20 protein-coding genes and 1 pseudogene are annotated in these 23,420 nt (G+C 72.5%); 19 read left to right on the top strand and 2 right to left on the bottom strand.

What is annotated here, in order from left to right:
- Positions 1-76 precede the first annotated feature (76 nt).
- Both Q1K26_RS01815 and Q1K26_RS01810 read left to right on the top strand, forming a co-directional pair.
- Complete coding sequence (locus Q1K26_RS01815) at positions 77-538, top strand: DUF3592 domain-containing protein (RefSeq protein ID WP_300007355.1); 462 nt, start codon at positions 77-79, stop codon at positions 536-538.
- Positions 517-1,644 carry an amidase family protein gene (locus Q1K26_RS01810; RefSeq protein ID WP_300007354.1) on the top strand — a complete coding sequence of 376 codons (1,128 nt, stop codon included), beginning with the start codon at positions 517-519 and terminating at the stop codon, positions 1,642-1,644. The genes Q1K26_RS01815 and Q1K26_RS01810 overlap by 22 nt, the downstream gene beginning before the upstream one ends.
- Positions 1,645-1,689: 45 nt before the next feature.
- Here the strand turns inward: Q1K26_RS01810 and Q1K26_RS01805 are convergent.
- Positions 1,690-2,487: pseudogene (locus Q1K26_RS01805) on the bottom strand (DMT family transporter); the annotation flags it as partial.
- Positions 2,488-2,571: 84 nt separating this feature from the next.
- On the bottom strand, positions 2,572-3,393 hold the full coding sequence (locus tag Q1K26_RS01800) for an inositol monophosphatase (protein ID WP_300007353.1): 822 nt from the start codon (positions 3,391-3,393) through the stop codon (positions 2,572-2,574).
- Between the two features lie 204 nt (positions 3,394-3,597).
- Between Q1K26_RS01800 and Q1K26_RS01795 the strand changes: the two genes are divergently transcribed.
- The 17 genes from Q1K26_RS01795 (at position 3,598) to nuoN (ending at position 23,416) form a co-directional block, all read left to right on the top strand.
- The gene (locus tag Q1K26_RS01795; RefSeq protein ID WP_300007352.1) at positions 3,598-4,776 is read left to right on the top strand and encodes a glycosyltransferase family 1 protein; all 1,179 of its coding nucleotides are present in this window, start codon (positions 3,598-3,600) and stop codon (positions 4,774-4,776) included.
- Position 4,777: 1 nt separating this feature from the next.
- The gene (locus tag Q1K26_RS01790) at positions 4,778-5,884 is read left to right on the top strand and encodes a glycosyltransferase (RefSeq protein WP_300007351.1); all 1,107 of its coding nucleotides are present in this window, start codon (positions 4,778-4,780) and stop codon (positions 5,882-5,884) included.
- Between the two features lie 234 nt (positions 5,885-6,118).
- Positions 6,119-6,811, top strand: a complete 693-nt coding sequence (locus Q1K26_RS01785; protein ID WP_300007350.1) for a demethylmenaquinone methyltransferase — start codon at positions 6,119-6,121, stop codon at positions 6,809-6,811.
- A 464-nt stretch (positions 6,812-7,275) separates the two neighbouring features.
- Positions 7,276-7,641 (top strand): NADH-quinone oxidoreductase subunit A, encoded by a 366-nt coding sequence (locus tag Q1K26_RS01780; RefSeq protein ID WP_300007349.1) that lies wholly within the window; start codon positions 7,276-7,278, stop codon positions 7,639-7,641.
- A 1-nt stretch (position 7,642) separates the two neighbouring features.
- Positions 7,643-8,242 carry an NADH-quinone oxidoreductase subunit B gene (locus Q1K26_RS01775; protein ID WP_300007348.1) on the top strand — a complete coding sequence of 200 codons (600 nt, stop codon included), beginning with the start codon at positions 7,643-7,645 and terminating at the stop codon, positions 8,240-8,242.
- Between the two features lie 2 nt (positions 8,243-8,244).
- Positions 8,245-9,114: an NADH-quinone oxidoreductase subunit C gene (locus Q1K26_RS01770; protein ID WP_300007347.1), complete on the top strand. Its 870-nt coding sequence runs from the start codon at positions 8,245-8,247 to the stop codon at positions 9,112-9,114.
- 55 nt (positions 9,115-9,169) lie between these two features.
- Positions 9,170-10,480 carry an NADH-quinone oxidoreductase subunit D gene (locus Q1K26_RS01765; protein WP_300007346.1) on the top strand — a complete coding sequence of 437 codons (1,311 nt, stop codon included), beginning with the start codon at positions 9,170-9,172 and terminating at the stop codon, positions 10,478-10,480.
- Positions 10,477-11,268: an NADH-quinone oxidoreductase subunit NuoE gene (nuoE, locus tag Q1K26_RS01760; RefSeq protein ID WP_300007345.1), complete on the top strand. Its 792-nt coding sequence runs from the start codon at positions 10,477-10,479 to the stop codon at positions 11,266-11,268. Before Q1K26_RS01765 ends, nuoE begins: the two co-directional genes overlap by 4 nt.
- Positions 11,265-12,563 carry an NADH-quinone oxidoreductase subunit NuoF gene (gene nuoF, locus Q1K26_RS01755; RefSeq protein WP_300007344.1) on the top strand — a complete coding sequence of 433 codons (1,299 nt, stop codon included), beginning with the start codon at positions 11,265-11,267 and terminating at the stop codon, positions 12,561-12,563. Before nuoE ends, nuoF begins: the two co-directional genes overlap by 4 nt.
- A 112-nt stretch (positions 12,564-12,675) precedes the next feature.
- Positions 12,676-15,132 (top strand): NADH-quinone oxidoreductase subunit G, encoded by a 2,457-nt coding sequence (locus Q1K26_RS01750; protein WP_300007343.1) that lies wholly within the window; start codon positions 12,676-12,678, stop codon positions 15,130-15,132.
- Between the two features lie 77 nt (positions 15,133-15,209).
- Positions 15,210-16,484, top strand: a complete 1,275-nt coding sequence (gene nuoH / locus Q1K26_RS01745; RefSeq protein WP_300007367.1) for an NADH-quinone oxidoreductase subunit NuoH — start codon at positions 15,210-15,212, stop codon at positions 16,482-16,484.
- The gene (gene nuoI, locus Q1K26_RS01740) at positions 16,485-17,027 is read left to right on the top strand and encodes an NADH-quinone oxidoreductase subunit NuoI (RefSeq protein WP_300007342.1); all 543 of its coding nucleotides are present in this window, start codon (positions 16,485-16,487) and stop codon (positions 17,025-17,027) included.
- Positions 17,024-17,857, top strand: a complete 834-nt coding sequence (locus Q1K26_RS01735; RefSeq protein WP_300007341.1) for an NADH-quinone oxidoreductase subunit J — start codon at positions 17,024-17,026, stop codon at positions 17,855-17,857. Before nuoI ends, Q1K26_RS01735 begins: the two co-directional genes overlap by 4 nt.
- On the top strand, positions 17,854-18,153 hold the full coding sequence (nuoK, locus tag Q1K26_RS01730) for an NADH-quinone oxidoreductase subunit NuoK (protein ID WP_300007340.1): 300 nt from the start codon (positions 17,854-17,856) through the stop codon (positions 18,151-18,153). The genes Q1K26_RS01735 and nuoK overlap by 4 nt, the downstream gene beginning before the upstream one ends.
- A gap of 76 nt (positions 18,154-18,229) precedes the next feature.
- The gene (nuoL, locus tag Q1K26_RS01725) at positions 18,230-20,170 is read left to right on the top strand and encodes an NADH-quinone oxidoreductase subunit L (protein ID WP_300007338.1); all 1,941 of its coding nucleotides are present in this window, start codon (positions 18,230-18,232) and stop codon (positions 20,168-20,170) included.
- Positions 20,171-20,204: 34 nt separating this feature from the next.
- Positions 20,205-21,800 (top strand): NADH-quinone oxidoreductase subunit M, encoded by a 1,596-nt coding sequence (locus Q1K26_RS01720; protein ID WP_300007336.1) that lies wholly within the window; start codon positions 20,205-20,207, stop codon positions 21,798-21,800.
- Positions 21,797-23,416, top strand: a complete 1,620-nt coding sequence (nuoN, locus tag Q1K26_RS01715; protein ID WP_300007334.1) for an NADH-quinone oxidoreductase subunit NuoN — start codon at positions 21,797-21,799, stop codon at positions 23,414-23,416. Before Q1K26_RS01720 ends, nuoN begins: the two co-directional genes overlap by 4 nt.
- Positions 23,417-23,420 lie beyond the last annotated feature (4 nt).

The following is a 23,420-nucleotide window of genomic DNA, read 5'->3' as shown; positions in this document are numbered from 1 at the left end:
AGCGTAAGAGGCGCGGGCCCGCAGTGCTCGTCCGCCCCGGGAGGTGCTGACCACATCCGGTCTAGACTCGGCGTCCGTGAGCACCGGGACGCGCGCGTTCGACGAGGTCGCCGCCGCGGTCCGGCCCGCCGCCGCGGTGCTGCGCAGGCGGCTCCCGGAGCTCGTCCTCGGTCTCGCGGTGCTGGTCACGGTGCTCGCGGGGCTGGCGCTGGCGGGCTCGGCCATCGACGACGCCGCCATCGACGACGACCTGGCCACCGCCCGGGCCGAGGTGCTCGACGGGTCCACGTTCTTCCGCACGCTCGTGCGTTTCACCATGGACAACGGTCAGACCGTGGTGCCCGAGAACGGCGTGTTCCACCCGCGCGGCGTCGACCCCGGGCAGCTGGTGCAGGTCGAGTACAGCGCCTCCGATCCCGAGCTGGTCCGGGTGGCGGGCCGCAGCACCGTCGGCGGGGCGGCGCCGCTGCTGGTCGGCGTCGCCTGCACCTGGGTGCTGCTCGGCCCGCTGGCGCTGTGGCTGCGTCGCCGCCGCTGAGCGCCTGCGACATCGGTCGGGCCGTGGCGGACGGCCGGACGAGCGCCGAGCAGGTCGTCGTCGACGCGCTGCGGCGCCTCCACGAGGCGGACGGCTCGCTGCGCGCGTTCGTCGAGGTGAGCACCGACGACGCGCTCGCGGCGGCGCGCACGCTCGACGCGCGGCTGGCGTGCGGTCACCCGGCCCCTGTGTGGGCCGGGGTGCCGATCGCGGTCAAGGGCCGCGGCGACGCCGTCGAGCTGCGGAGGCTCCGCGCGGCCGGGGCGATCCCGATCGGGCGCACCGCAGTGCCCCGTGGCCCCGGACCGCAGACCTGGGGCCACACCGACCGCGGTCCGACCCGCAACCCGCACCGGCCGGACCTCTCGCCCGGCGGTTCGTCCGCGGGGTCCGCGGCCGCGGTGGCCGCGGGCATCGTGCCGGTGGCCACCGGCAGCGACGGCGCGGGCTCCACCCGGATCCCGGCCGCATGGTGCGGGATCCTCGGCTACAAGCCGACCGCCGGACTCGGTCCGGGCCGGGACCCGTCGGGCCTGGCCTGCGCCGGGCCGCTCGTCGCGGACGCCCGCGACCTGGCGGGTTGGGCAGGCGTGGTCCTCGGGCCCTTGCCGGCCTGCCCGCCGCCACGCACGGCGACGTGGTCACCCGACCTCGGCTTCGCGGGCGATCAGCTCGACCCGGAGGTGGTCGGGATCGCACGGCACGCGGCCGAGGTCCTGATGCCCGGAGTGCAGCCCGCACGGCTGCGACTCGCCGATCCCGCCCCGGCGTGGACCGCGCTGCGGGACCCCCACGCCCCGGCCGCGGACCTGGCCGGTGCCGCCGCGCTGCGGGCGGCCAACGACCGGAGCCTCGCAGCCCTGTTCGCCACGACGGACCTGCTGCTCACCCCGACCACCCCCGGCGGACCGCACGGCCACGACGGTCCCGGCGACCACATGAGCGTCGCCCTGACCTGGTCCTTCAACCTGTCAGGGCATCCGGCCCTCAGCATCCCGGCGGGATTCACCGCGGACGGCGCGCCCGTCGGCGTGCAGGTCGTGGCCCGGCACGGGGCGGACCGTGCGCTGCTGGCCCTCGCGGGGGTCCTCGGCCCCTGCGGTTGACCCGGTCCCCGGGGCGTCCGGAGCGACCGCACGGGTCGCGAGCGCCACCCCGAGCACCGCCACCACCATCCCCACGACCGCGAACGGCCCCAGCGTCTCGCCGAACATCACCAGTGCGAGCAGCGCCGTGATGCCGGGGACGAGGTAGAAGTAGCTCGTCACCTGCGCGGCCGCGCCCCGGCGCAGCATGAGGAACAGCAGCGAGATGCCGCCGCCGGTGAGCACCAGCACCGACCAGGCCAGCGCCCCGACGAGCTGGGGCGTCCAGTCGAACCGGAACGACTCGAACACCAGCGCGAACGGCAGCGTCACCAGTATCGACGCGCCGAACTGCACGACCTGCCCGGTGCGCAGGTCGAACTGCGGGCAGAACCGCTTCTGGTAGAGCGTGCCCGCGGTGATCGTCAGCAGGGCCGTCGTGGTCAGCCCGAGCGTGACGGGTGTGATGCCGTCGGTCGTGAGGTTGCTCGACACGACCAGCACCACCCCGGCGAACCCGAGCAGCAGGCCGAGCACCTGCACCCGCCCGAGCCGCACGCCGAGCAGGCCGCCGATCGCGGCCGTGAGCACGGGCTGGAGGTTGACGACCAGCGCCGCCACCCCGGCCGGCATCCCCGCGGACACGGCGGTCCACACCCCGCCGAGATAGCCGGCCTGGATGCCGATCCCCGCGACGGCGATGTGCAGCACGGCGCGCCCGCGCGGCCACCGCGCCCCGGCGAGCAGCGCGAGCACCAGCATCAGCACCACCACGCCCGCGTAGCGCAGCAACAGGAAGCTCAGCGGCTCGGCGTACGGCGCGGCGTACTTGGCGACGACGAACCCGGTGGCCCAGATGAGCACGAACAGCACCGGCGTGGCCCGCACGGCCAGCGCCGCGCCGTCGCGGGTCCCCGAGGTGGTGGTGATCGCCCGACAGTAGGCGCCTCAGGCGCCGCGCCACCACCCGAGGACGGTGTCGAGGGCCCCCGGGACGGCGACGACCATCCCGCCGACGGGCAGCGGATCGGGTCGCCCGTCGCCGCCGACGACCACCGCACCGGCCTCGGTGGCCAGACACAGCGCCCCCGCGACGTCCCACTCGCGGTAGTGGTCGAGCACCGCGGCGACCGCGTGCCCGAGCGCCACCTGAGTGATCGCGAGCGCCGCGGAACCGAGCACCCGCACCCCGGTGTGTGCGCCGACGGCCTGCCGCGTGAAGCCCGGTGCGCGCTCCAGGGACAGCTCGCTGCACACCAGCCCGCCGACCACCGGGCGCGGGGCGATCCGGACCGGCACGCCGTTGGCGCGCACCCCGCGCCCCCGGGCGGCGGCGTAGATCTGCGCCCGGCTGGGGTCGGCGATCACGCCGACGACCGGGCCGTGGGCGTCCACCAGCGCCAGGCTGTAGGCGCACCACGGGAACCCCGCCACGTAGTTCGCGGTGCCGTCCACCGGGTCGACGACCCAGCGCAGCGGCGCCCGCGTGACACCGTCGTCCGCGCCGTACTCCTCGCCGAGCACCGGCACCGAGGGGAACTCCGCCGCCAGGACGCGGCGGGTGTGCCGCTCCAGCGTGCGGTCGGTGTCGGTCACCCAGTCGAACGGGTTGGCCTTGGGCCCGGCGCCCGGGGGAACCTGCCGGTCGCGTCCCGCGGTGGCCGTGATCACCTCGGCGGCGTCGTTGGCGAGCCGTCCGGCCACCTCGAGCGCGCGCGAGAGCAACCCCGGCTCCACGATCGGCGCGGTGGTGCGCACGTCGGCGGTCATGTCGGCGCCTCCGCGGGAAGGAGCACGTCGGCGGTCATGTGCACCGAGAGTCGGGGTACCCGGTGTCGGGGACGCGACCGCCGGGTGACGTGTCGCCCATCACCGGGCCAACTGTGCACCCGGCACGGGGAGTTGTTCATGAGTTCGGCCGGGCGACAGACCGACGACGGCAGCCCGGACCGCGGGTGGTGGAGGTTCGGTCCCGTGCGAGTCGCGATCGTGTCCGAGTGCTTCCTGCCCGTCGTCAACGGCGTCACCAACTCCGTGCTGCGGGTGGTGGAGCACCTCACCGCGGCGGCGCACGACGTCCTGGTGATCGCCCCCGGCGCGGACGGTCCCGCGGAGTACCGAGGCGCACCGGTCGTGCGGGTGCCGTCGCTGGACCTGCCCGTCGTCAACTCCATGCCGGTCGGCGTGCCGAGCCGCCGGATCCTCACCGCGCTGCGCGGGTTCCGCCCCGACGTCGTGCACCTGGCCGCACCGTTCGTCATGGGTTACCGCGGCCTGCACGCCGCACGCCGCCTCGGCGTGCCCACCGTCGCGATCTACCAGACCGACGTCGCGGGCTTCGCCTCCTCCTACGGCCTCGGACTCACCGCACGCGCGGCGTGGCGCTGGACCTGCCGGCTGCACGGCCAGGCCGACCGGACGCTCGCGCCGTCGAGCTGGGCCACCGAGGCGCTGCGGGCACGCGGGGTGCCGCGGGTGCACCAGTGGGCGCGCGGCGTCGACACCTGCCGGTTCACCCCGTCCAAGCGCGACACCGGGATGCGCGCCGAGCTCGCGCCCAACGGTGAGCTGCTGATCGGGTTCGTCGGCAGGCTCGCCCCGGAGAAGCAGGTGGAGCGCCTGGCCGCGTTGGACGGCCTGCCCGGCACCCGCCTGGTGCTCGTGGGGGCGGGGCCCAGCGAGGAGCGGCTGCGGGCGGCGCTGCCGGACGCGGCGTTCCTCGGCTTCCGCGGCGGCGACGAGCTCGCCCGCATCTACGCCTCGCTCGACGTGTTCGTGCACACCGGCCCGTCGGAGACGTTCTGCCAGGCCGTGCAGGAGGCCCTCGCGTCCGGCCTGCCGGTGGTGGCGCCCGACGCCGGCGGCCCCCGCGACCTGGTGCTCCCCGGCCGCACCGGTTACCTCGTGCCGCCGCGGCCCGACGGCGTCGAGGCGGGCCACCCCTCCGCGGTCTCGGCCGACGACCAGCTGCGCGCCGCCGTGGCCGCCCTCACCGACCCCGACCTGCGCCGACACTTCGGGGCGGCCGCCCGCAAGTCGGTGCTGCGCCGCACCTGGAGCACGGTGGGCGACGAGCTGCTCGCGCACTACGCCGAGGTGATCGGCGCGCCCGCCGGGCCGATCACCGAACCGGCGCCGCGCGCCGCGGCCTGACGTGCGGATCGTCCAGCTCGCGAACTTCTACGGCCCGCGCTCGGGCGGGCTGCGCACCGCGCTGCACCACCTCGGCGCCGGGTACGTCGCCCGCGGCCACGACGTCGTGCTCGTGGTACCGGGCCGCCGCCCCGCCGACGAGCTGCTCGACACCGGCATCCGCCGGGTCACGATCGCGGCCCCGGAACTGCCCGGGACCGGGGGCTACCGCGCCGTCGACCCGTGGCGGGTGCAGCGGCTCCTGGGCGGCCTGGAGCCGGACGCGATCGAGGTGTCGGACCGGCTCACGCTGCGCGGGCTGGGCGCGTGGGCGGCCCGGCGCGGCGTGCCCGCCGTCGTCATCTCCCACGAGCGCCTCGACCGCCTGCTGTCGCAGTTCCTGCTGCCCGACGCCGCGGCCCGCCGAGTCGCCGACGCCGCGAACGCGCGGATGGCCGCCGCCTACGACACCGTCGTCTGCACCACCTCGTTCGCCCGCGCCGAGTTCGAGCGGATCGGCGCCGGCAACGTGGCGCAGGTACCCCTCGGTGTCGACCTGGCCACGTTCTCGCCGCGCCACCGCGACCCCGACCTGCGCACCCGCCTCGCGGGCGACGCCGACGCGCTCCTCGTGCACTGCGGCCGCCTCTCCCCGGAGAAGCACCCCGAACGCAGCATCGACACGGTGGCCGCGCTGGCCGCCGCCGGTCACCGGGTGCGGCTGGTCGTGGCCGGTGACGGGCCGCGCCGCCCGATGCTGCAACGGCGAGCCGCCGGGCTGCCGGTGACGTTCCTGGGCTTCGTGCCCGACCGGTCGCGGCTGGCCCGGCTGCTGGCGTCGGCGGACGTGTCGCTGGCCCCCGGCCCGCACGAGACGTTCGGGCTCTCCGCGCTGGAGGCGCTGGCCAGCGGCACCCCGGTGGTGGTGTCGGCGTCGTCGGCGCTGCCCGAGATCGTGGCCCCGGCCTGCGGCGCCGCAGCCGCCGACTCGCCCGCCGCGTTCGCGTCCGGTGTCACCACCCTGCTCGCCTCGGACGAGGGTGCGCGCCGGGTGGCCGCCCGGACCCGTGCCGAGCAGTTCGGCTGGCCCGCCTCGGTGGACTCGATGCTGGCCACCCTGACCGGGTAGCGGCCCGCATGCGCTCGGCCGTGCCGGCCCGGGGGGTCATGAGCGTCGGTTGGGCGCCGGTAGGCGCGGTCCGTGCCGCTCCGGGTGCCCGGCCGCCGATCGACGCTGCTGCGCACCCCTGCCCGCTCCGAGCCGGTGATCTCCGTCGTGCCGGGCACCGGGGTGGGCGGCGCCCGCCGAGCACGACCCCGCACGCGGGCGCGGCGGCCGGGACGGCCGGGTAGCGTCGGGCCCGTGAGCCGCGCCGACCTCGACAAGGACCCCCGTGACGTCGCCGCGATGTTCGACGGCGTGGCCCGGCGCTACGACGTGACGAACACCGTGCTCACCGGGGGCCAGGACCGGCGCTGGCGCCGCCTCACACGCGAGGCGCTGGACCTGCGGCCGGGCGAACGGGTGCTCGACCTCGCGGCCGGGACCGCGGTGTCCACGGTGGAGCTGGAGCGTTCCGGTGCCTGGTGCGTGGCCGCGGACTTCTCCCTGGGCATGCTCCGGGCCGGGGAGGGCCGGGGCGTGCCGAAGGTCGCCGCCGACGCGCTGCACCTCCCGTTCCGCGACGCCGCCTTCGACGCGGTGACGATCTCGTTCGGCCTGCGCAACGTGGCCGACACCGACCGGGCACTCCGCGAGCTGGCGCGGGTCACGCGCCCGGGCGGCCGGATGGTGGTCTGCGAGTTCGGCCGCCCCACCTGGGCCCCGTTCCGGACGGCCTACTACCTGGGTCTGGAGCACGTGCTGCCCGCGGTCGCGGCGCGCGTGTCCAGCAATGCGGAGGCCTACCGCTACCTCGGGGAGTCGATCCGCGACTGGTCCCCGCAGCCCGAGCTGGCCCGCCGCATCGGTGAGGCGGGCTGGAGCCAGGTCGGATGGCGCGACCTCACGTTCGGCGCGGTCGCCCTGCACCGCGCCCGCCGCGCCTACACCTGACCCGCGACCGCGACCGCGACCGCGGTTTCGCGCGCCCGGCTGCGTCTTGCGCGCTGCCGACAGCGCGCGAGCCACGGGCCGGCGCGCGAGCCACGGGTCGGTGCGCGGGCCACGGGTCGGTGCGCGGGCCACGGGCTGGTGCGCGAGGGGCCTGCCGTCGCGCGGACGGCGGGCGAGGACGCCCGTGGCCGCCGACGGCCGCGGGTGGCCGTCGCGCGTCCGCGGGCCCGTGGCCCTACACTCTCCTCGACTTCGTGAAATCCTTCACAAGGAGTCGCAGGACCGCAGCGGACCCACCACTCGCAGCGGGCGTCGGAACCGGCGGCCACGGCGATGACCTGGGCGGCGTGGTCTGGGTAAGGCTGGCCTGGCTTCGGCCGGGAGGTCGGTCACGACCTAGTGTCGCGGCTGCCCGGCACGATTCAGCAGGCTGATCCACCGACGACGCGAGGGTGCGAAGAGGGATGCTCGATCCGTATCTGCCGCTGGTGCTGATGTTCGCCCTGGCCGGCGCGTTCGCGCTGTTCTCGGTGGTCTCCGCGCCCTACATCGGCCCACGTCGCTACAACCGGGCCAAGCTCGACGCCTACGAGTGCGGCATCGAGCCGTCGCCGCAGCCGGTGGTGGGCGGCGGCCGGATGCCGGTGGCCTACTACCTCACCGCGATGCTGTTCATCCTGTTCGACATCGAGCTGGTGTTCCTCTACCCCTACGCGGTCGTGTCCGACCAGCTCGGCCTGTTCGGCCTGGTCGCGATCGTCCTCTACATCGCCACCATCGCGTTCGCCTACGTCTACGAATGGCGCCGCGGCGGACTGGAGTGGAACTGACATGGGACTCGAAGAGAACCTGCCCAGCGGCGTCCTGCTGACCAGCGTCGAGAAGCTGGTCAACTGGACCCGCAAGTCCTCGCTGTGGCCCGCCACCTTCGGGTTGGCCTGCTGCGCGATCGAGATGATGACGACCGGCGCCCCGCGCTACGACCTCGCGCGCTTCGGCATGGAGGTCTTCCGGGCCTCTCCACGTCAGGCCGACCTGATGATCGTCGCGGGCCGGGTGAGCAACAAGATGGCCCCGGTCCTGCGCCAGATCTACGACCAGATGCCCGAGCCCCGCTGGGTGCTCGCGATGGGCGTGTGCGCCAGCTCCGGCGGCATGTTCAACAACTACGCGATCGTGCAGGGCGTCGACCACGTCGTGCCGGTCGACATGTACCTCCCGGGCTGCCCGCCGCGCCCGGAGATGCTGATGGACGCGATCCTCAAGATCCACGCCAAGATCATGGACGAGCCGCTGGGCGCCAAGCGCGCCACGGAGCTGGCCGAGAGCGGCCACCGGACGCCGATGATCCCGTCGTCGGAGAAGTACGCGTCGAAGGCGAAGAAGTCGGCCCCGAAGACCGCCCCGACCCTGACCGCCGGAGGCGAGTGACGATGGCCGACGACACCGCCGGCACCTCCAAGGAGAGTGCCGAGCCGACGGGCGGCACGCAGTCCTCCGCCGAGCAGAGCGGCGCCGACCGCGATGCGCAGCGCGCCGGGGGCGGCACCGCCCCCGCCGGAGGCGAGCCCGAGCAGGCCCGCCACGACGCCGAGGGCGCCGACATCGACCGCACCGGGGCGACCCCCGAGGGCGGCACTCGGCAGGCGCCTCCCGCGCGTGCCCGCGAGGGCATGTTCGGCGTCTCCGGCACCGGCGACACCTCGGGCTTCGGCGGCCTGCGCCTGCCCGGCTACGCCCCGGCCCCGGCCGAGCGCCCCTTCGGCGGCTGGTTCGACGAGTTCGTCGACGACTTCGCCGAGGCACTGGCCGAGCGTGACGTCCCGCGCGGCGCCGTGCAGCAGATCACGATCGACCGCGGCGAGATCACGGTGTACGTGCAGCCCGAGCGGGTCCTGGACCTGTGCCGGACCCTGCGCGACGACGAGGGCCTGCGTTTCGAGCTGTGCAGCTCGGTCTCCGGCGTGGACTACGGCGAGGGGGTCGAGCAGCGGCTGCACGTGGTCTACCACCTGACGTCGATGACCTACCGCCGCCGGATCCGGCTGGAGGTCGCGCTCGACGTGGACCACCCGCACGTCGCCAGCGTCGTCGAGGTCTACCCCACGGCCGACTGGCACGAGCGCGAGTGCTGGGACATGTTCGGCGTGATCTTCGACGGGCACCCCGCGCTGACCCGGATCCTCATGCCCGACGACTGGGAGGGCCACCCCCAGCGCAAGGACTACCCGCTCGGCGGGATCCCGGTGGAGTACAAGGGCGCGGAGATCCCTCCGCCCGATGAGCGGCGGTCGTACTCGTGAGCAGCTTCCTGGCGCGGAGATCCCTGCTGAGAATCGATGAGCGGAGGTCCTACACATGACCATCCCCACTCCGGCCGAAGAGCGGATCACGACCGAGGGCCCGATCTACACCGTCACCGGTGGCGACTGGGACACCCTCCTCGACGAGCAGCACGACGACCGCATCGTCATCAACATGGGGCCGCAGCACCCCTCCACGCACGGCGTGCTGCGCCTGGTGCTGGAACTGGAGGGCGAGACCGTCACCCAGGCCCGCTCGGTGATCGGCTACCTGCACACCGGCATCGAGAAGAACTGCGAGTACCGCACCTGGACCCAGGGCGTCACGTTCGTGACGCGCATGGACTACCTGGCGCCGATCTTCAACGAGGTCGGCTACTGCCTGGCCGTGGAGAAGCTGCTCGACATCGAGGTCCCGCGCCGCGCCACCGTCGGGCGCGTGCTGCTGATGGAGCTCAACCGGATCGGCTCGCATCTGGTCGCGCTGGCCACCGGCGGCATGGAGCTGGGCGCGCTCACCGGCATGACGGCCGGGTTCCGCGAACGCGAGGAGGTGCTGCACCTCCTGGAGTTCCTGACCGGGCTGCGGATGAACCACGCCTACGTCCGCCCCGGCGGCCTGGCCCAGGACTTCCCCGAGGGGTGGGAGGCCAAGGTCACCGAGTTCGTGGCCCTCATGCGCACCCGGCTGCCCGACTACGACAAGTTGCTGACCGGCCAGCCGATCTGGCGCCAGCGCCTGGAGAACGTCGGCTACCTCCCGCTCGACGGTTGCCTCGCCCTCGGGGCCACCGGACCGATCCTGCGGGCCGCCGGTCTGCCGTGGGACCTGCGCAAGGTCGAGCCGTACTGCGGCTACGAGGAGTACGACTTCGAGGTACCGGTGGCCACCGAGGCCGACAGCTACGCGCGCTACCGGCTGCGCGTCGCGGAGATGCACGAGTCGCTCAGGATCGTCGAGCAGGCGGTGGCGAAGGCGGAGCCGGGCCCGGTGATGGTGTCCGATCGCAAGGTCGCCTGGCCCGCGCAGCTCTCCCTCGGCTCCGACGGCATGGGCAACACCCTGGAGCACGTCCGCAAGATCATGGGCCAGTCGATGGAGTCGCTGATCCACCACTTCAAGCTGGTCACCGAGGGCTTCCACGTGCCACCGGGTCAGGTGTACACGGCGGTCGAGTCGCCGCGCGGCGAGCTGGGCTACCACCTGGTCTCCGACGGCGGCACGCGCCCGCTGCGCGTGCACGTGCGCGACCCCAGCTTCGTCAACCTGCAGACGATGCCCGCGATGAGCGAGGGCGGCATGGTCGCCGACGTCATCGCGGCCGTCGCGTCGATCGACCCCGTCATGGGAGGTGTGGACCGATGAGCATCCCCAACCCGGAGATGAACGGGCCGATGGCCGCCCCCGAGGAGCGCGTCTGGGAGAGCCCGGAGGTGCAGTCGCCGGTGTCCCCGGTGTTCGACGAGCTCACCCGGCAGCGGACGAAGGAGATCGTCGCGAAGTACCCGCAGTCGCGGTCGGCGCTGCTGCCGCTGCTGCACCTCGTGCAGTCCGTGGAGGGCCACGTCAGCCAGGACGGCATCCGCTACTGCGCCGAGGCGCTGGAGCTGACCACCGCCGAGGTCTCCGCGGTGGCCACCTTCTACACGATGTACAAGCGCACCCCGTGCGGCGAGCACCTGGTCAGCGTCTGCACCAACACGCTCTGCGCGGTCCTCGGCGGCGACGACATCTACGACCGCCTCAGGACCAAGCTCGGGGTCGGTCACGAGGGCACCGCGGGCGAGCCCGGCACGCCCGGCTCGATCACGCTCGAGCATGCGGAGTGCCTCGCGGCGTGCGACCTCGCGCCGGTGCTGCAGGTGAACTACGAGTTCTACGACAACCAGAGCGTGGAGTCCGCCGAGAAACTGGTGGACGCGCTGCAGCGCGGCGAGAAGCCGCACCCCACCCGGGGCGCGCCGCTCACGGACCTGCGGACCGTGTCGCTGGAGCTGGCCGGGATCTTCACCGACCTCGACGCCACCGTCGAGGGCGCCTCCGGCGCGGTGGAGACCATGCGCGGCGCGGCGCTGGCGTCGGACCGCGGCTGGGTGGCCCCGCCGATGCCCGACACCCCGCCCCCCTTCCCGAGCCTGCCGGAGAAGAAATGACCGATCTGCTGACGCCGGTGCTGACCAGGCGCTGGCAGTCCCCGCGCTCCTGGTCCATCGAGACCTACGAGCGGCTGGAGGGCTACCAGGCCCTGCGCACCGCGCTGACCGCCCAGCCCGACCAGCTGGTCCAGCTGGTCAAGGACTCCGGCCTGCGGGGGCGCGGCGGAGCGGGCTTCCCGACGGGCATGAAGTGGGGCTTCATCCCGCAGGGCCCCACCGGCCCGGGGGCGCTGCCCAAGTACCTGGTGATCAACGCCGACGAGGGCGAGCCGGGCACCTGCAAGGACATCCCGACGATGATGGCCGACCCGCACTCGCTCATCGAGGGCTGCATCATCACCAGCTTCGCGATCCGGGCGAACTTCTGCGCGATCTACATCCGCGGCGAGGCCCTGCACTGCATCCGCCGCGTGCGCAAGGCCGTGGACGAGGCCTACGCGAAGGGCTACCTCGGCCGCGACGTCATCGGTTCGGGCTTCGACCTCGACATCGTCGTGCACGCCGGCGCCGGGGCCTACATCTGCGGCGAGGAGACGGCCCTGCTGGACTCGCTGGAGGGCCGCCGCGGCCAGCCGCGGCTCAAGCCCCCGTTCCCGGCCACGTCCGGGCTCTACGCCTCGCCCACCGTGGTGAACAACGTGGAGACCATCGCCAGCGTTCCCGCGATCGTGCAGGGAGGGGCCGAGTGGTTCCGATCGATGGGCACCGAGAAGAGCCCCGGCCCGAAGATCTACTCGGTGTCCGGGCACGTCGAGCGGCCCGGCCAGTACGAAGCCCCGCTCGGTATCACGCTGCGCCAGCTCCTGGAGCTGGCCGGCGGGATGAAGGGCGGCGTCCCGCTCAAGTTCTGGACACCGGGGGGCTCGTCCACCCCGTTGTTCACTGCCGAGCACCTCGACGTCCCGCTGGACTTCGAGGGTGCCGCCGCGGCCGGCTCGATGCTGGGCACCACCGCGGTGCAGGTCTTCAACGAGACCGTCTCGGTGCCGTGGGCGGTCATGAAGTGGACCGAGTTCTACAAGCACGAGTCCTGCGGCAAGTGCACCCCGTGCCGCGAGGGCACCTACTGGCTGGTGCAGATCCTGGAGCGGATGGTGGCCGGGGAGGGCACGGCGGAGGACGTCGACACGATGCTCGACATCTGCGACAACATCCTCGGCCGCAGCTTCTGCGCGCTGGGCGACGGCGCCACGAGCCCGATCACCAGCGCCATCCAGTACTTCCGCCAGGAGTTCCTCGATCTCTGCGCCGCCCAGCCGGTGGCGGCGGAACCCGCGGGAGCGATGGCATGACGATCGACAACACCCGGCTCGCACACACCTCCCGGGGTCGGCACACAGGGCGCAACCTGTGTGCGACCCCCGCAGCCTGTGTGCGAGCCATCGATATGACGGGGGGCCGGGCGTGACGCTCACCCAGGACACCGGCGCCGAGGCCACACCCGTGCCCGAGGGGCACGTCCGGCTCACCATCGACGACCGCGTGATCGACGCCCCACAGGGCGAGCTGATCATCCGCACCTGCGAGCGGCTCGGGATCATCGTGCCCCGCTTCTGCGACCACCCGCTGCTCGACCCGGCCGGTGCCTGCCGCCAGTGCCTGGTCGAGGTGGAGATGGGCGGGCGCCCGATGCCCAAGCCGCAGGCCAGCTGCACGATGACCGTCGCCGACGGCATGGTCGTCAGGACCCAGCACACCTCCCCGGTCGCGGACAAGGCGCAGCAGGGCGTCATGGAGCTGCTGCTGATCAACCACCCGCTGGACTGCCCGATCTGCGACAAGGGCGGCGAGTGCCCGCTGCAGAACCAGGCGATGACCAACGGGCGCACCGACAGCCGGTTCGTCGAGTCCAAGCGGACCTTCCCCAAGCCGCTCCCGATCTCCTCGCAGGTGCTGCTCGACCGCGAGCGCTGCATCCTGTGCCAGCGCTGCACCCGGTTCTCCGAGGAGATCGGCGGCGACCCGTTCATCGACCTGCTCGAGCGCGGATCCAACCAGCAGGTCGGTGTGGCCGACGACAAGCCGTTCCAGAGCTACTTCTCGGGCAACACGATCCAGATCTGCCCGGTCGGTGCGCTGACCAGCGCGGCCTACCGGTTCCGGTCGCGCCCGTTCGACCTGGTGTCCACCCCCGGCGTGAGCGAGCACGACTCCGGTGGTGCCGCGATCCGCGTCGACACCCGCCGCGGCACCGTGCTGCGCCGGCTGGCCGGCAACGATCCCGAGGTCAACGAGGAGTGGCTCGACGACCGGGCCCGGTTCGCGTTCCGCTACCTGTCCTCGGCCGGGCGGATCACCCGCCCCATGGTCCGCGGCGCCGACGGCGTGCTCGCCGAGACGTCCTGGACCGAGGCGCTCGCCGTCGCCGCGCAGGGCCTCACCGCCGCGCGGACGGGCGGGATCGGCGTGCTGGCCGGGGGCCGGCTGACCGTCGAGGACGCCTACTCCTACGCCAAGTTCGCCCGCGTCGCCGCGGGCACCAACGACGTCGACTTCCGCGCCCGCCCGCACTCGGCCGAGGAGCTGGACTTCCTGGCCGCCCACGTCGTCGGCCAGGGCCCGGAGACGCTGAGCTACACGCGCCTGGAGGCCGCGCCCGCGGTGCTGTGCGTGGCGCTGGAGCCGGAGGAGGAGGCGCCGATCGTCTTCCTCCGGCTGCGCAAGGCCGCCCGCAAGCACGGCCAGCAGGTCTTCCACCTCGGGCAGTGGACCACCCCCGCCGTCGAGCGCACCTCGCGGTCGACGGGGGCCGCCGCCCCGGCGGCGAAGGACAACCTCATCCCGGCCGTCCCCGGCGCGGAGGCCGCGGTGCTGGCCGACCTGCCCGCGCCCGTCGTCGAGGCGCTCACCGGGGGCGGGGTGATCCTGGTCGGCGAGCGCGCCGCCGAGGTCCCGGGCCTGTACTCGGCGGTGTCGATGCTGGCCGCCCGCACCGGGTCCGCCGTCGGCTGGGTCCCGCGGCGGGCGGGCGACCGCGGTGCGCTCGACGCGGGCGCCGTGCCGAACCTGCTGCCCGGCGGCCGCCCGGTCACCGACGCCGCCGCGCGCGCCGAGGTCGAGGGTGTGTGGGGCCTCGCGGCGGGCACCCTGCCGTCGACGCCGGGTCGCGACACCGACGAGATCCTCGCGGCCGCGGCCGACGGGGAGCTCGCCGCGCTGGTCGTCGGCGGCCTGGACCCCTACGACCTGGCCGACCCGGCCGCCGCGATCACGGCGCTGCGCGAGGTCGGGTTCCTGGTCAGCCTGGAGCTGCACACCTCCGCGGTCACCGAGCTGGCCGACGTCGTGCTCCCGGTGGCGCCCGACGCGCAGCGCGCGGGCAGCTACCTCAACTGGGAGGGCAGGCGCCGCGCGTTCGGCCCGGCGCTGGACGCCTCCGGGGTGCTGCCGGACTGTCGCGTGCTCGACACGCTCGCGGTGGAGATGGACGCCGACCTGTTCACCCAGACGCCCGCGGCCGCCGCGGGGGAGCTCGAGCGCCTCGGCCCGCGTTCCGGCGCCGCCCCGGCCGCGCCCACCGTCGCGGCGGGCTCCCCGAGCCGGCCCAGCTCGCCGGGGCAGGCGGTGCTGGCCACCTGGCGCCAGCTGATCGACCACGCCAGCCTGGCCGTCGACGAGCCCGCACTCGCGGGCACCGCCCGGCCCGCGCTGGCGCGGGTCAACCCGGCGACCGCGGAGCGGCTCGGCCTCGTCGAGGGGGAGCAGGCCACCGTCCGCACGCCCCGCGGCGCGATCACGTTGCCGGTCGCGTGCGCCGACCTGCCCGACGGCGTCGTGTGGCTCCCGGGCAACTCCGGTGACTCCCGCGTCCGCGCGCTGCTCGGCGCCGGGCACGGCGACCTGGTGGAGGTGACCGCGTGAGCTCGCCCGCTGACGTACCGAGTCCCGCGGAGGCGGCGATGACCCTGCTGGCGCAGGCGCCCGAGCCCGTGGAGGGCCTGACCCGCACGCAGCAGCTGCTGGCCGACGACCCGCTGTGGCTGATCCTGATCAAGGTCGTGGCACTGTTCGCGGTCGGCGTGGTCCTGACGCTCGTCATGATCAACGCCGAGCGCAAGGTGGTGGGCCGGATGCAGCAGCGTCCCGGTCCCAACCGGACCGGGCCGGGCGGATGGCTCCAGTCCTTGGCCGACGGGCTCAAGCTCGCGTTCAAGGAAGACATCATGCCGGTGATGGCCGACAAGAAGGTCTACTTCATCGCGCCGGTCATCTCCACGATCCCCGCCTTCGTCGCGTTCTCGGTGATCCCGTTCGGCGGCGAGGTCGTCATCTTCGGGGAGCCCACGGTCCTGCAGCTCGTCGACCTGCCGGTCGGGGTGCTGGTCGTGCTGGCCTGTGCGTCGATCGGGGTGTACGGGATCGTGCTGGGCGGCTGGGCCTCCGGCTCGCCGTACCCGCTGCTCGCCGCGCTGCGCTCGGCGGCCCAGGTGATCTCCTACGAGATCGCGCTCGGGCTCTCGATCGTCGCGGTCATCCTCTACGCCGGGTCGCTGTCCACCGCGGACATCGTGGCGTCCCAGGCCACCGGCTGGTTCGCGTGGCTGCTCATCCCCAGCTTCGTGGTGTTCGTGATCTCGATGGTCGGGGAGACCAACCGGGCGCCGTTCGACCTGCCCGAGGCCGAGTCCGAGCTGGTCGGCGGGTTCCACACCGAGTACTCGTCGCTGAAGTTCGCGCTGTTCTTCCTCGCCGAGTACGTCAACATGGTCACGGTCTCGGCGATGGCCACCACGCTGTTCCTGGGCGGTGGGATGTGGCCGTGGCCGCTGTCGTTCCTCAACGGCAACGGCTGGCTGATGGCCGTCGCGTTCCTGATCAAGATGTCGCTGTTCCTGTTCCTGTTCATCTGGCTGCGCGGCACGCTGCCCCGGCTGCGGTACGACCAGTTCATGCAGCTGGGCTGGAAGGTCCTGGTCCCGGCCAGCCTGATGTGGATCGTCGTGATCTTCGCGATCCGGGTGTTCCGCAACAGCCAGGGCGACCTCAGCGCCATCCTGGTCACCGTGGGCATCGTCCTCGCCGTCGTGCTGATCATCGCGTTCCTGGTTCCCGAGCGGTCCGAACCCGACCAGGTGGTGGAGCTCGCCTCCACCTACCCGGTGCCGCCGCTCGACCTCGCCGTGCCGACGCCGTCGAGACACAAGCTGCGGCCCCGTGCCGATGACCGGCCCGAACCGGCCCTCACCGGATCCGACCCGAAGGAGGCCGAGTAGATGTTCGAGTTCTTCAAGGGCTTCGGCGTCACCTTCTCGACGATGTTCAAACGCGTCGTCACCGAGGAGTACCCGGAGAACTTCCCGCCCGCCGCCCCCCGCTACCACGGCCGACACCAGCTCAACCGGCATCCGGACGGGCTGGAGAAGTGCGTCGGCTGCGAGCTGTGCGCCTGGGCCTGCCCGGCCGACGCGATCTACGTCGAGGGTGGGGACAACACCGAGGAGGAGCGCTACTCCCCGGGTGAGCGCTACGGAGCGATCTACCAGATCAACTACCTGCGGTGCATCGGCTGCGGCCTGTGCATCGAGGCCTGCCCCACGCGGTCGCTCACGATGACCAACTTCTACGAGATGGCCGACGACGACCGGCAGAACCTGATCTACACCAAGGAGCAGCTCATGGCGCCGCTGCTGCCGGGCATGGAGCAGCCCCCGCACCCCATGCGTCTCGGTGAGAACGAGCAGGACTACTACGTGCAGGGCCCGACGCTGGCGCGGCAGAACCCGGAGACCGACCCGGTCGGGGAGGAGGTCCGATGAACGCTCTCGCGCAGGCCGCGGCCGGTGCGGTCACCACCGGGGAGGCCGTGGTCTTCTGGATCCTGGCCCCGGTCGCGCTGGCCGGGGCGCTCGGCGTGATCTTCGCCCGCAACGCGGTGCACTCGGCGCTGATGCTGGTGCTCACGATGTCCTGCCTGGCGGTGTTCTACATCGTCCAGTCGGCGCCGTTCCTGGGGTTCGCCCAGATCATCGTCTACACCGGCGCGGTGATGATGCTGTTCCTGTTCGTGCTGATGCTGGTCGGGCGCGACAGCTCGGACTCGGTCGTCGAGGTGCTGCGCGGGCAGCGGACGGCCGGCATGGTGCTCGGCGTCGCCCTCGCCGCGCTGCTGGTGGGCGGGCTCGCCCGCGCGTTCGACTCGGTCGAGCCGGTCGGCCTGGCCGCGGGTGGCGCGGGTAGCGGCAGCAACGTCACCGGCCTCGGCGATCTGATCTTCACCGACTACGTGTTCGCGTTCGAGCTGACCGCGGCGCTGCTGATGACCGCCGCCCTGGGCGCGCTGGTGTTCGCGCTGGCCCAGTCGGGCGGGCAGGACAAGCGGGGCCAGCGCGCCACCGTGGTCGCCCGCCTGCGGGGCGAGCACGCGCGGATCTCGCCGCTGCCGGGCCCCGGCGTCTACGCCACGGCCAACTCGGTGGCCGTGCCTGCGCTGCTGCCCGACGGGTCGATCGCACCCGAGTCGCTCGCCGAGATCATCGAGTCCACGCCCCTGCGGGAGATCGAGCAGTACGACCCCGACGCCCACGCCCTGACCGGCGGCTCCCCGGGCGACGCCGACGACGAGGCCGGGAAGCGGGACGACCAGTGAGCCCCACCTACTACCTGCTGCTCTCCGCGCTGCTGTTCTCGATCGGCGCGGTCGGCGTGCTCGTGCGGCGCAACGCCGTCGTCGTGTTCATGTGCATCGAACTGATGCTCAACGCGGTGAACCTGACCCTGGTCACGTTCTCGCGGATCAACGGTGACCTGGACGGGCAGGTCATGGCCCTGTTCGTGATGGTCGTCGCCGCCTGCGAGGTCGTCGTCGGCCTCGCCATCATCATGTCGATCTTCCGCTCCCGGCGGAGCTCGTCGATCGACGACGCGAACCTGCTCAAGTACTGAGTTCCCCCGGACCTGCGATGCCCACCACTGGAGTGCTCCCCGTGCCCAGCCCTGTCCCCCCACGTGAGGTGACCCCATGACGGAGTTGCCCGAGGTCGGAGCCGTCACCGGCGTCGCTTCGGCGGCGTGGCTGCTGTTCGTGCTGCCCGCCGCCGGTGCGCTCATCCTGTTCGTCGCGGGCAGGCGGGCGAACGCGTGGGGCCACTGGCTCGGCGTGCTCACCGTGCTCGCGTCGTTCGGTGTCGGTCTCGCGATCTTCCTGGAGACGGTGGCGCTGCCGGCCTCGGAGCGCACCCGCGAGCTGTCGCTGTACGACTGGATCGCCGTCGCCGGCCTGAACATCGACTTCGGGCTGCGGCTCGATCCGCTGTCGCTGACGTTCGTGTTGCTCATCACCGGTGTCGGATCGCTGATCCACATCTACTCGATCGGCTACATGAGCCACGATCCCGGCCGCCGCCGGTTCTTCGCGCAGCTCAACCTGTTCGTCGCGGCGATGCTGCTGCTGGTGCTGGGCAACAACTTCGTGATGCTCTACCTGGGCTGGGAGGGCGTCGGTCTCGCGTCGTACCTGCTGATCGGCTTCTACCAGGACCGCCCGTCCGCGGCCACGGCCGCCAAGAAGGCGTTCCTGATGAACCGAGTCGGTGACGTCGGGCTGGCCATCGCGATCTTCATCCTCTGGACGCAGCTGGGCACGCTGCAGTACACGGAGGTCTTCGCGACCATCGGGCAGCTCGACCAGGGCGTGATCATCGCGATCACGGTGCTGCTGCTGCTCGGGGCGTGCGGCAAGTCCGGCCAGTTCCCGCTGCAGTCCTGGCTGCCGGACGCGATGGAGGGCCCCACCCCGGTCTCCGCGTTGATCCACGCGGCCACGATGGTCACCGCGGGGGTCTACCTGATCGCGCGGGCGAGCCCGATCTACAACCTGACCGAGACCGGACGGCTGGTCGTCGCGCTCGTCGGTGTGGTCACGCTGCTGATCGGCGCGATCATCGGCTGCGCCTACGACGACATCAAGAAGGTGCTCGCCTACTCCACCGTCAGCCAGATCGGGTACATGATCCTGGCCGTCGGGCTCGGCCCGGCCGGGTACGCGCTGGGCATCTTCCACCTGCTCACGCACGGCTTCTTCAAGGCCGGGCTGTTCCTCGGGGCGGGCTCGGTGATGCACGCGATGCACGACGAGGTCGACATGCGCCGCTACGGCGGGCTGGCGCGGCACCTGCCGATCACGTTCGTCACGTTCGGGCTCGGGTACCTGGCGCTGATCGGCTTCCCGTTCTTCGCCGGCTACTTCTCCAAGGACGAGATCATCGCCGCGGCGTTCGACTCGCCGGGCTGGCAGGGCTGGGTGTTCGGCGGTGCGGCCCTGCTCGCGGCCGGGCTCACCGCCTTCTACATGACCCGGCTGATGCTGATGACGTTCTTCGGCGAGAAGCGCTGGAAGGACCTGAAGACCGCGGACGGGCAGGAGTACCACCCCCACGAGTCGCCCGCGTCCATGACGGTCCCGATGATCGTGCTGGCCTTCGGCTCGGTGTTCTCCGGCTTCCTGCTCTACAACGGGCACGTCCTGGACGAGTGGCTGGCCCCCTCGGTCGGCGAGCTCGTCGAGCGCGAGGCGGCTGCGGTGCCGCACAGCCTCACCCCGTTCCTGGTCGTCGGCATCTCGTTGATCGGCGTGCTGATCGCGGTGGCCACCAACCGCCGTACCCCGGTGGAGCGGCCCGAGCGGGTGTCGCTGCCGGTGCGCGCCGCCCGCCGCGACCTCTACGCCAACGCCATCAACGAGGCCGTCATCGCGCGGCCCGGCACCTGGCTCACGCGTGCACTGGTCTTCCTCGACAACCGGGGCGTGGACGGCGTCGTCAACGGCACGGCCGCGCTGCTCGGCGGCAGCTCCGGACGGCTGAGACGGCTGCAGACCGGCTTCGTCCGGTCCTACGCGCTGTCCATGCTCGGCGGCGGCGTGCTCGTGATCGCGGCCCTTCTCGCGGTGAGGTTCGTATGACCGCCGTCATTATTCTTCCCGCGGAGGCGGCATCATGAACGTCCTGTTGCTGGTCCTGCTGGTGCTCCCGCTGGTGGGGGCGCTGGCGGTGGCACCGCTCGGGGGGAACCCGGGGCTCGCCAAGCTGGTGGCGTTCGGCTTCTCGATCGCGTCGCTGGTGCTCACGGCCGTCACCTGGTTCGCCTACGTCGGGGCCGACACGGACAGCCGGTTCGCCCTCGAGTTCTCGGTGCCGTGGATCCCCGCGTTCGGCACGTCGTTCGCGCTGGGCATCGACGGCATCGCGCTGGTGATGCTCGCGCTGATCGCGGTGCTCGTGCCGATCGTGATGCTGTTCTCGTGGGAGGAGCACCTTCCCGAGGGTCGCACCGCGGCCGGGTTCTTCGCGCTGCTGCTGGCCACGCAGGGCCTGCTCGTCGGCGTGTTCGTGGCCACCGACGTCTTCCTGTTCTACGTGTTCTTCGAGGCCATGCTGGTCCCGATGTACTTCATGATCGGACGCTTCGGCGGTCCCCGTCGCCAGTACGCCGCGGTGAAGTTCTTCCTCTACTCGCTGCTCGGCGGGCTGATCATGCTCGCGTCGGTGATCGGGCTGTTCGTGGTGTCCGGCGAGGAGCTGGGCGCCGGGACGTTCACCTGGGTCGAGCTGCAGCGGATGGCGGCGGGCGTCGACGAGACCACGCAGGTCTGGCTGTTCCTCGGCTTCTTCCTCGCCTTCGCGATCAAGGCGCCGCTGGTGCCGTTCCACACCTGGCTGCCCGACGCGGGCGCCGAGGCCCCGGTCGGGGCGGTCGTGCTGCTCGTCGGCGTGCTGGACAAGGTGGGCACGTTCGGCTTCCTGCGCTACTGCCTGCCGCTGTTCCCGCTGGCCAGCCAGCGTCTCGCCCCGCTGGTGCTGACGCTCGCCGTGATCGGCGTGCTCTACGGCGCGCTGCTCGCCGTCGGCCAGACCGACATGAAGCGCTTCGTGGCCTACACCTCGATCGCGCACTTCGGGTTCATCGCACTGGGGATCTTCTCGTTCTCCAGCCAGGCCTTCGCGGGCGCCACGCTGTACATGGTCAACCACGGCATCTCGACCGGGATGCTCTTCATCGTGGTCGGCCTGCTGATCGCGCGCGGCGGGTCGCGGCTGATCGGTGACTACGGCGGCGTGCACAAGCTCGCGCCGCTGCTGGCCGGTTCGATGCTCATCGCCGGGCTCTCGTCGCTGGCGCTGCCGGGCACCAACTCGTTCATCAGCGAGTTCCTCGTGCTCGTCGGCTCCTACCCGCGCCAGCCGGTGTACACGATCCTGGCCACGGTCGGGATCATCTTCGCCGCGCTGTACGTGCTGTGGGTCTACCAGCAGGTCATGCAGGGCCCGGTGCGCGGCGCCGCGGTGCTCGCCGCCGTCGGAGCGAAGGGCGGCCCGGGCACCATGCTCGATCCCGCCGTCGAGGCCGCCCGCGAGCCGTCCGGGTTCCCGGATCTCGGCAAGCGCGAGATCGCCGTGCTCACGCCGCTGATCGTGCTCATCCTCGTGCTCGGGTTCTTCCCCGGGCCGGTGCTCGACGTCATCACCCCGTCGGTGATCGACACGCTGTCCGAGGTCGGTCTCGCCGACCCGGTGGAGGGGCTGGTCCGATGAATCTCGCCCAGGTCAATCTGGCCCAGGTGAACCTGGCGCAGGACATCCAGGTGCCGCCGATCGACTACGTGGCGATCATGCCGCTGCTGATCGTGCTGGGTGTCGCCTGCGTGGGCGTGCTGGTCGAGGCGTTCCTGCCGCGGCACCAGCGCTGGCCCGCGCAGGTGGCGCTGTCGGTCGTCGGTCTCGGGGCGGCCGGGCTCTCGCTGGGCCTCTACGCCGGATCGGCGAGCCCGGAGGGCGTCACCACGCTCGCCGGGGCGCTGGCGGTCGACCGGCCGACCCTGTTCCTGTGGGGCACGCTGCTCGCGCTCGGGCTGGGCAGCGTCCTGCTCATCGCCGACCGGTCGGTGGAACCCGGCGGCGCGTTCATCCCGTCGGCGGTCGCGCGGGCGGCGGCGGGCGGTGGTGGCGACGGTACCGGGGCGGGCCCCGAGGAGCGTGACTACGGCTCGCCGGACCAGGCGCCGACCATGCAGACCGAGGTCTTCCCGTTCACGTTCTTCGCCCTCGGCGGCATGATGGCGTTCGTCTCGGCGAACGACCTGCTGACGATGTTCATCGCGCTCGAGGTGCTCTCGCTGCCGCTGTACCTGATGTGCGGGCTGGCGCGCCGGCGCAGGCTGCTGTCGCAGGAGGCGGCGGTCAAGTACTTCCTGCTCGGCGCGTTCGCCTCGGCGTTCTTCCTCTACGGCCTGGCGTTGATCTACGGCTACGCCGGGTCGGTGCGCTTCACCGAGATCGCCGAGGCGTCGGTCGGCTCGGCCCGCTCGGACGCGCTGCTGTTCGGCGGGCTCGCGCTGCTGGTCGTCGGCCTGATGTTCAAGGCCTCGGTCGGCCCGTTCCACACCTGGACTCCGGACGTCTACCAGGGCGCGCCCACCCCGGTCACCGCGTTCATGGCGGCGTGCACGAAGGTCGCGGCGTTCGGCGCGATCCTGCGCGTGTTCTTCGTCGCGTTCGGGGACACCCGCTGGGAGTGGCGCGGCGTGCTGTGGGCCGTCGCGATCGCGTCCATGGTGATCGGCGCGGTGATCGGTCTCACGCAGACCGACGTCAAGCGCATGATCGCGTACTCGTCGGTGGCGCACGCCGGGTTCCTGCTGCTCGGTGCGATGGCGATCACGCCGGAGGGCCTCTCGGGCACGATGTTCTACCTGCTGGCCTACGGCTTCAACACCCTCGCGGTCTTCGGGGTGATCAGCCTGGTGCGTGACGCCGACGGCGAGGCGTCGCACCTGTCGCAGTGGGCGGGGCTGGCGAAGCGGTCGCCGCTCGTGGCGTACACGATGGCGTTCCTGCTACTCGGACTCGCGGGTATCCCGTTGACCAGTGGTTTCACCGCGAAGTTCGCGGTGTTCGCCGCCGCCTCCGCCGACGGGATGGTGCCGCTGGTGGTGATCGCGCTGATCGCCAGCGCGGTCGCGGCGTTCTTCTACGCCCGCGTGATCGTGCTGATGTTCTTCAGCGAACCGGCCGCCGACGGCCCGACCGTCACCGTTCCCGGCGCGTTCACCACCGCGGCCATCACCCTGGGCGTCCTGCTCACGTTGCTGCTCGGGATCGTGCCGACGCTGGCCTTGGAGTGGGCCGCCGGTGGCGGGTTCGTAAGCTAGCGGG

Source organism: Pseudonocardia sp. (assembly GCF_029263155.1).
GTDB lineage: Bacteria > Actinomycetota > Actinomycetes > Mycobacteriales > Pseudonocardiaceae > Pseudonocardia.
The sequence above is the reverse complement of the archived record's forward strand: the minus strand, read 5'-3'. Positions and strand labels throughout refer to the sequence as shown.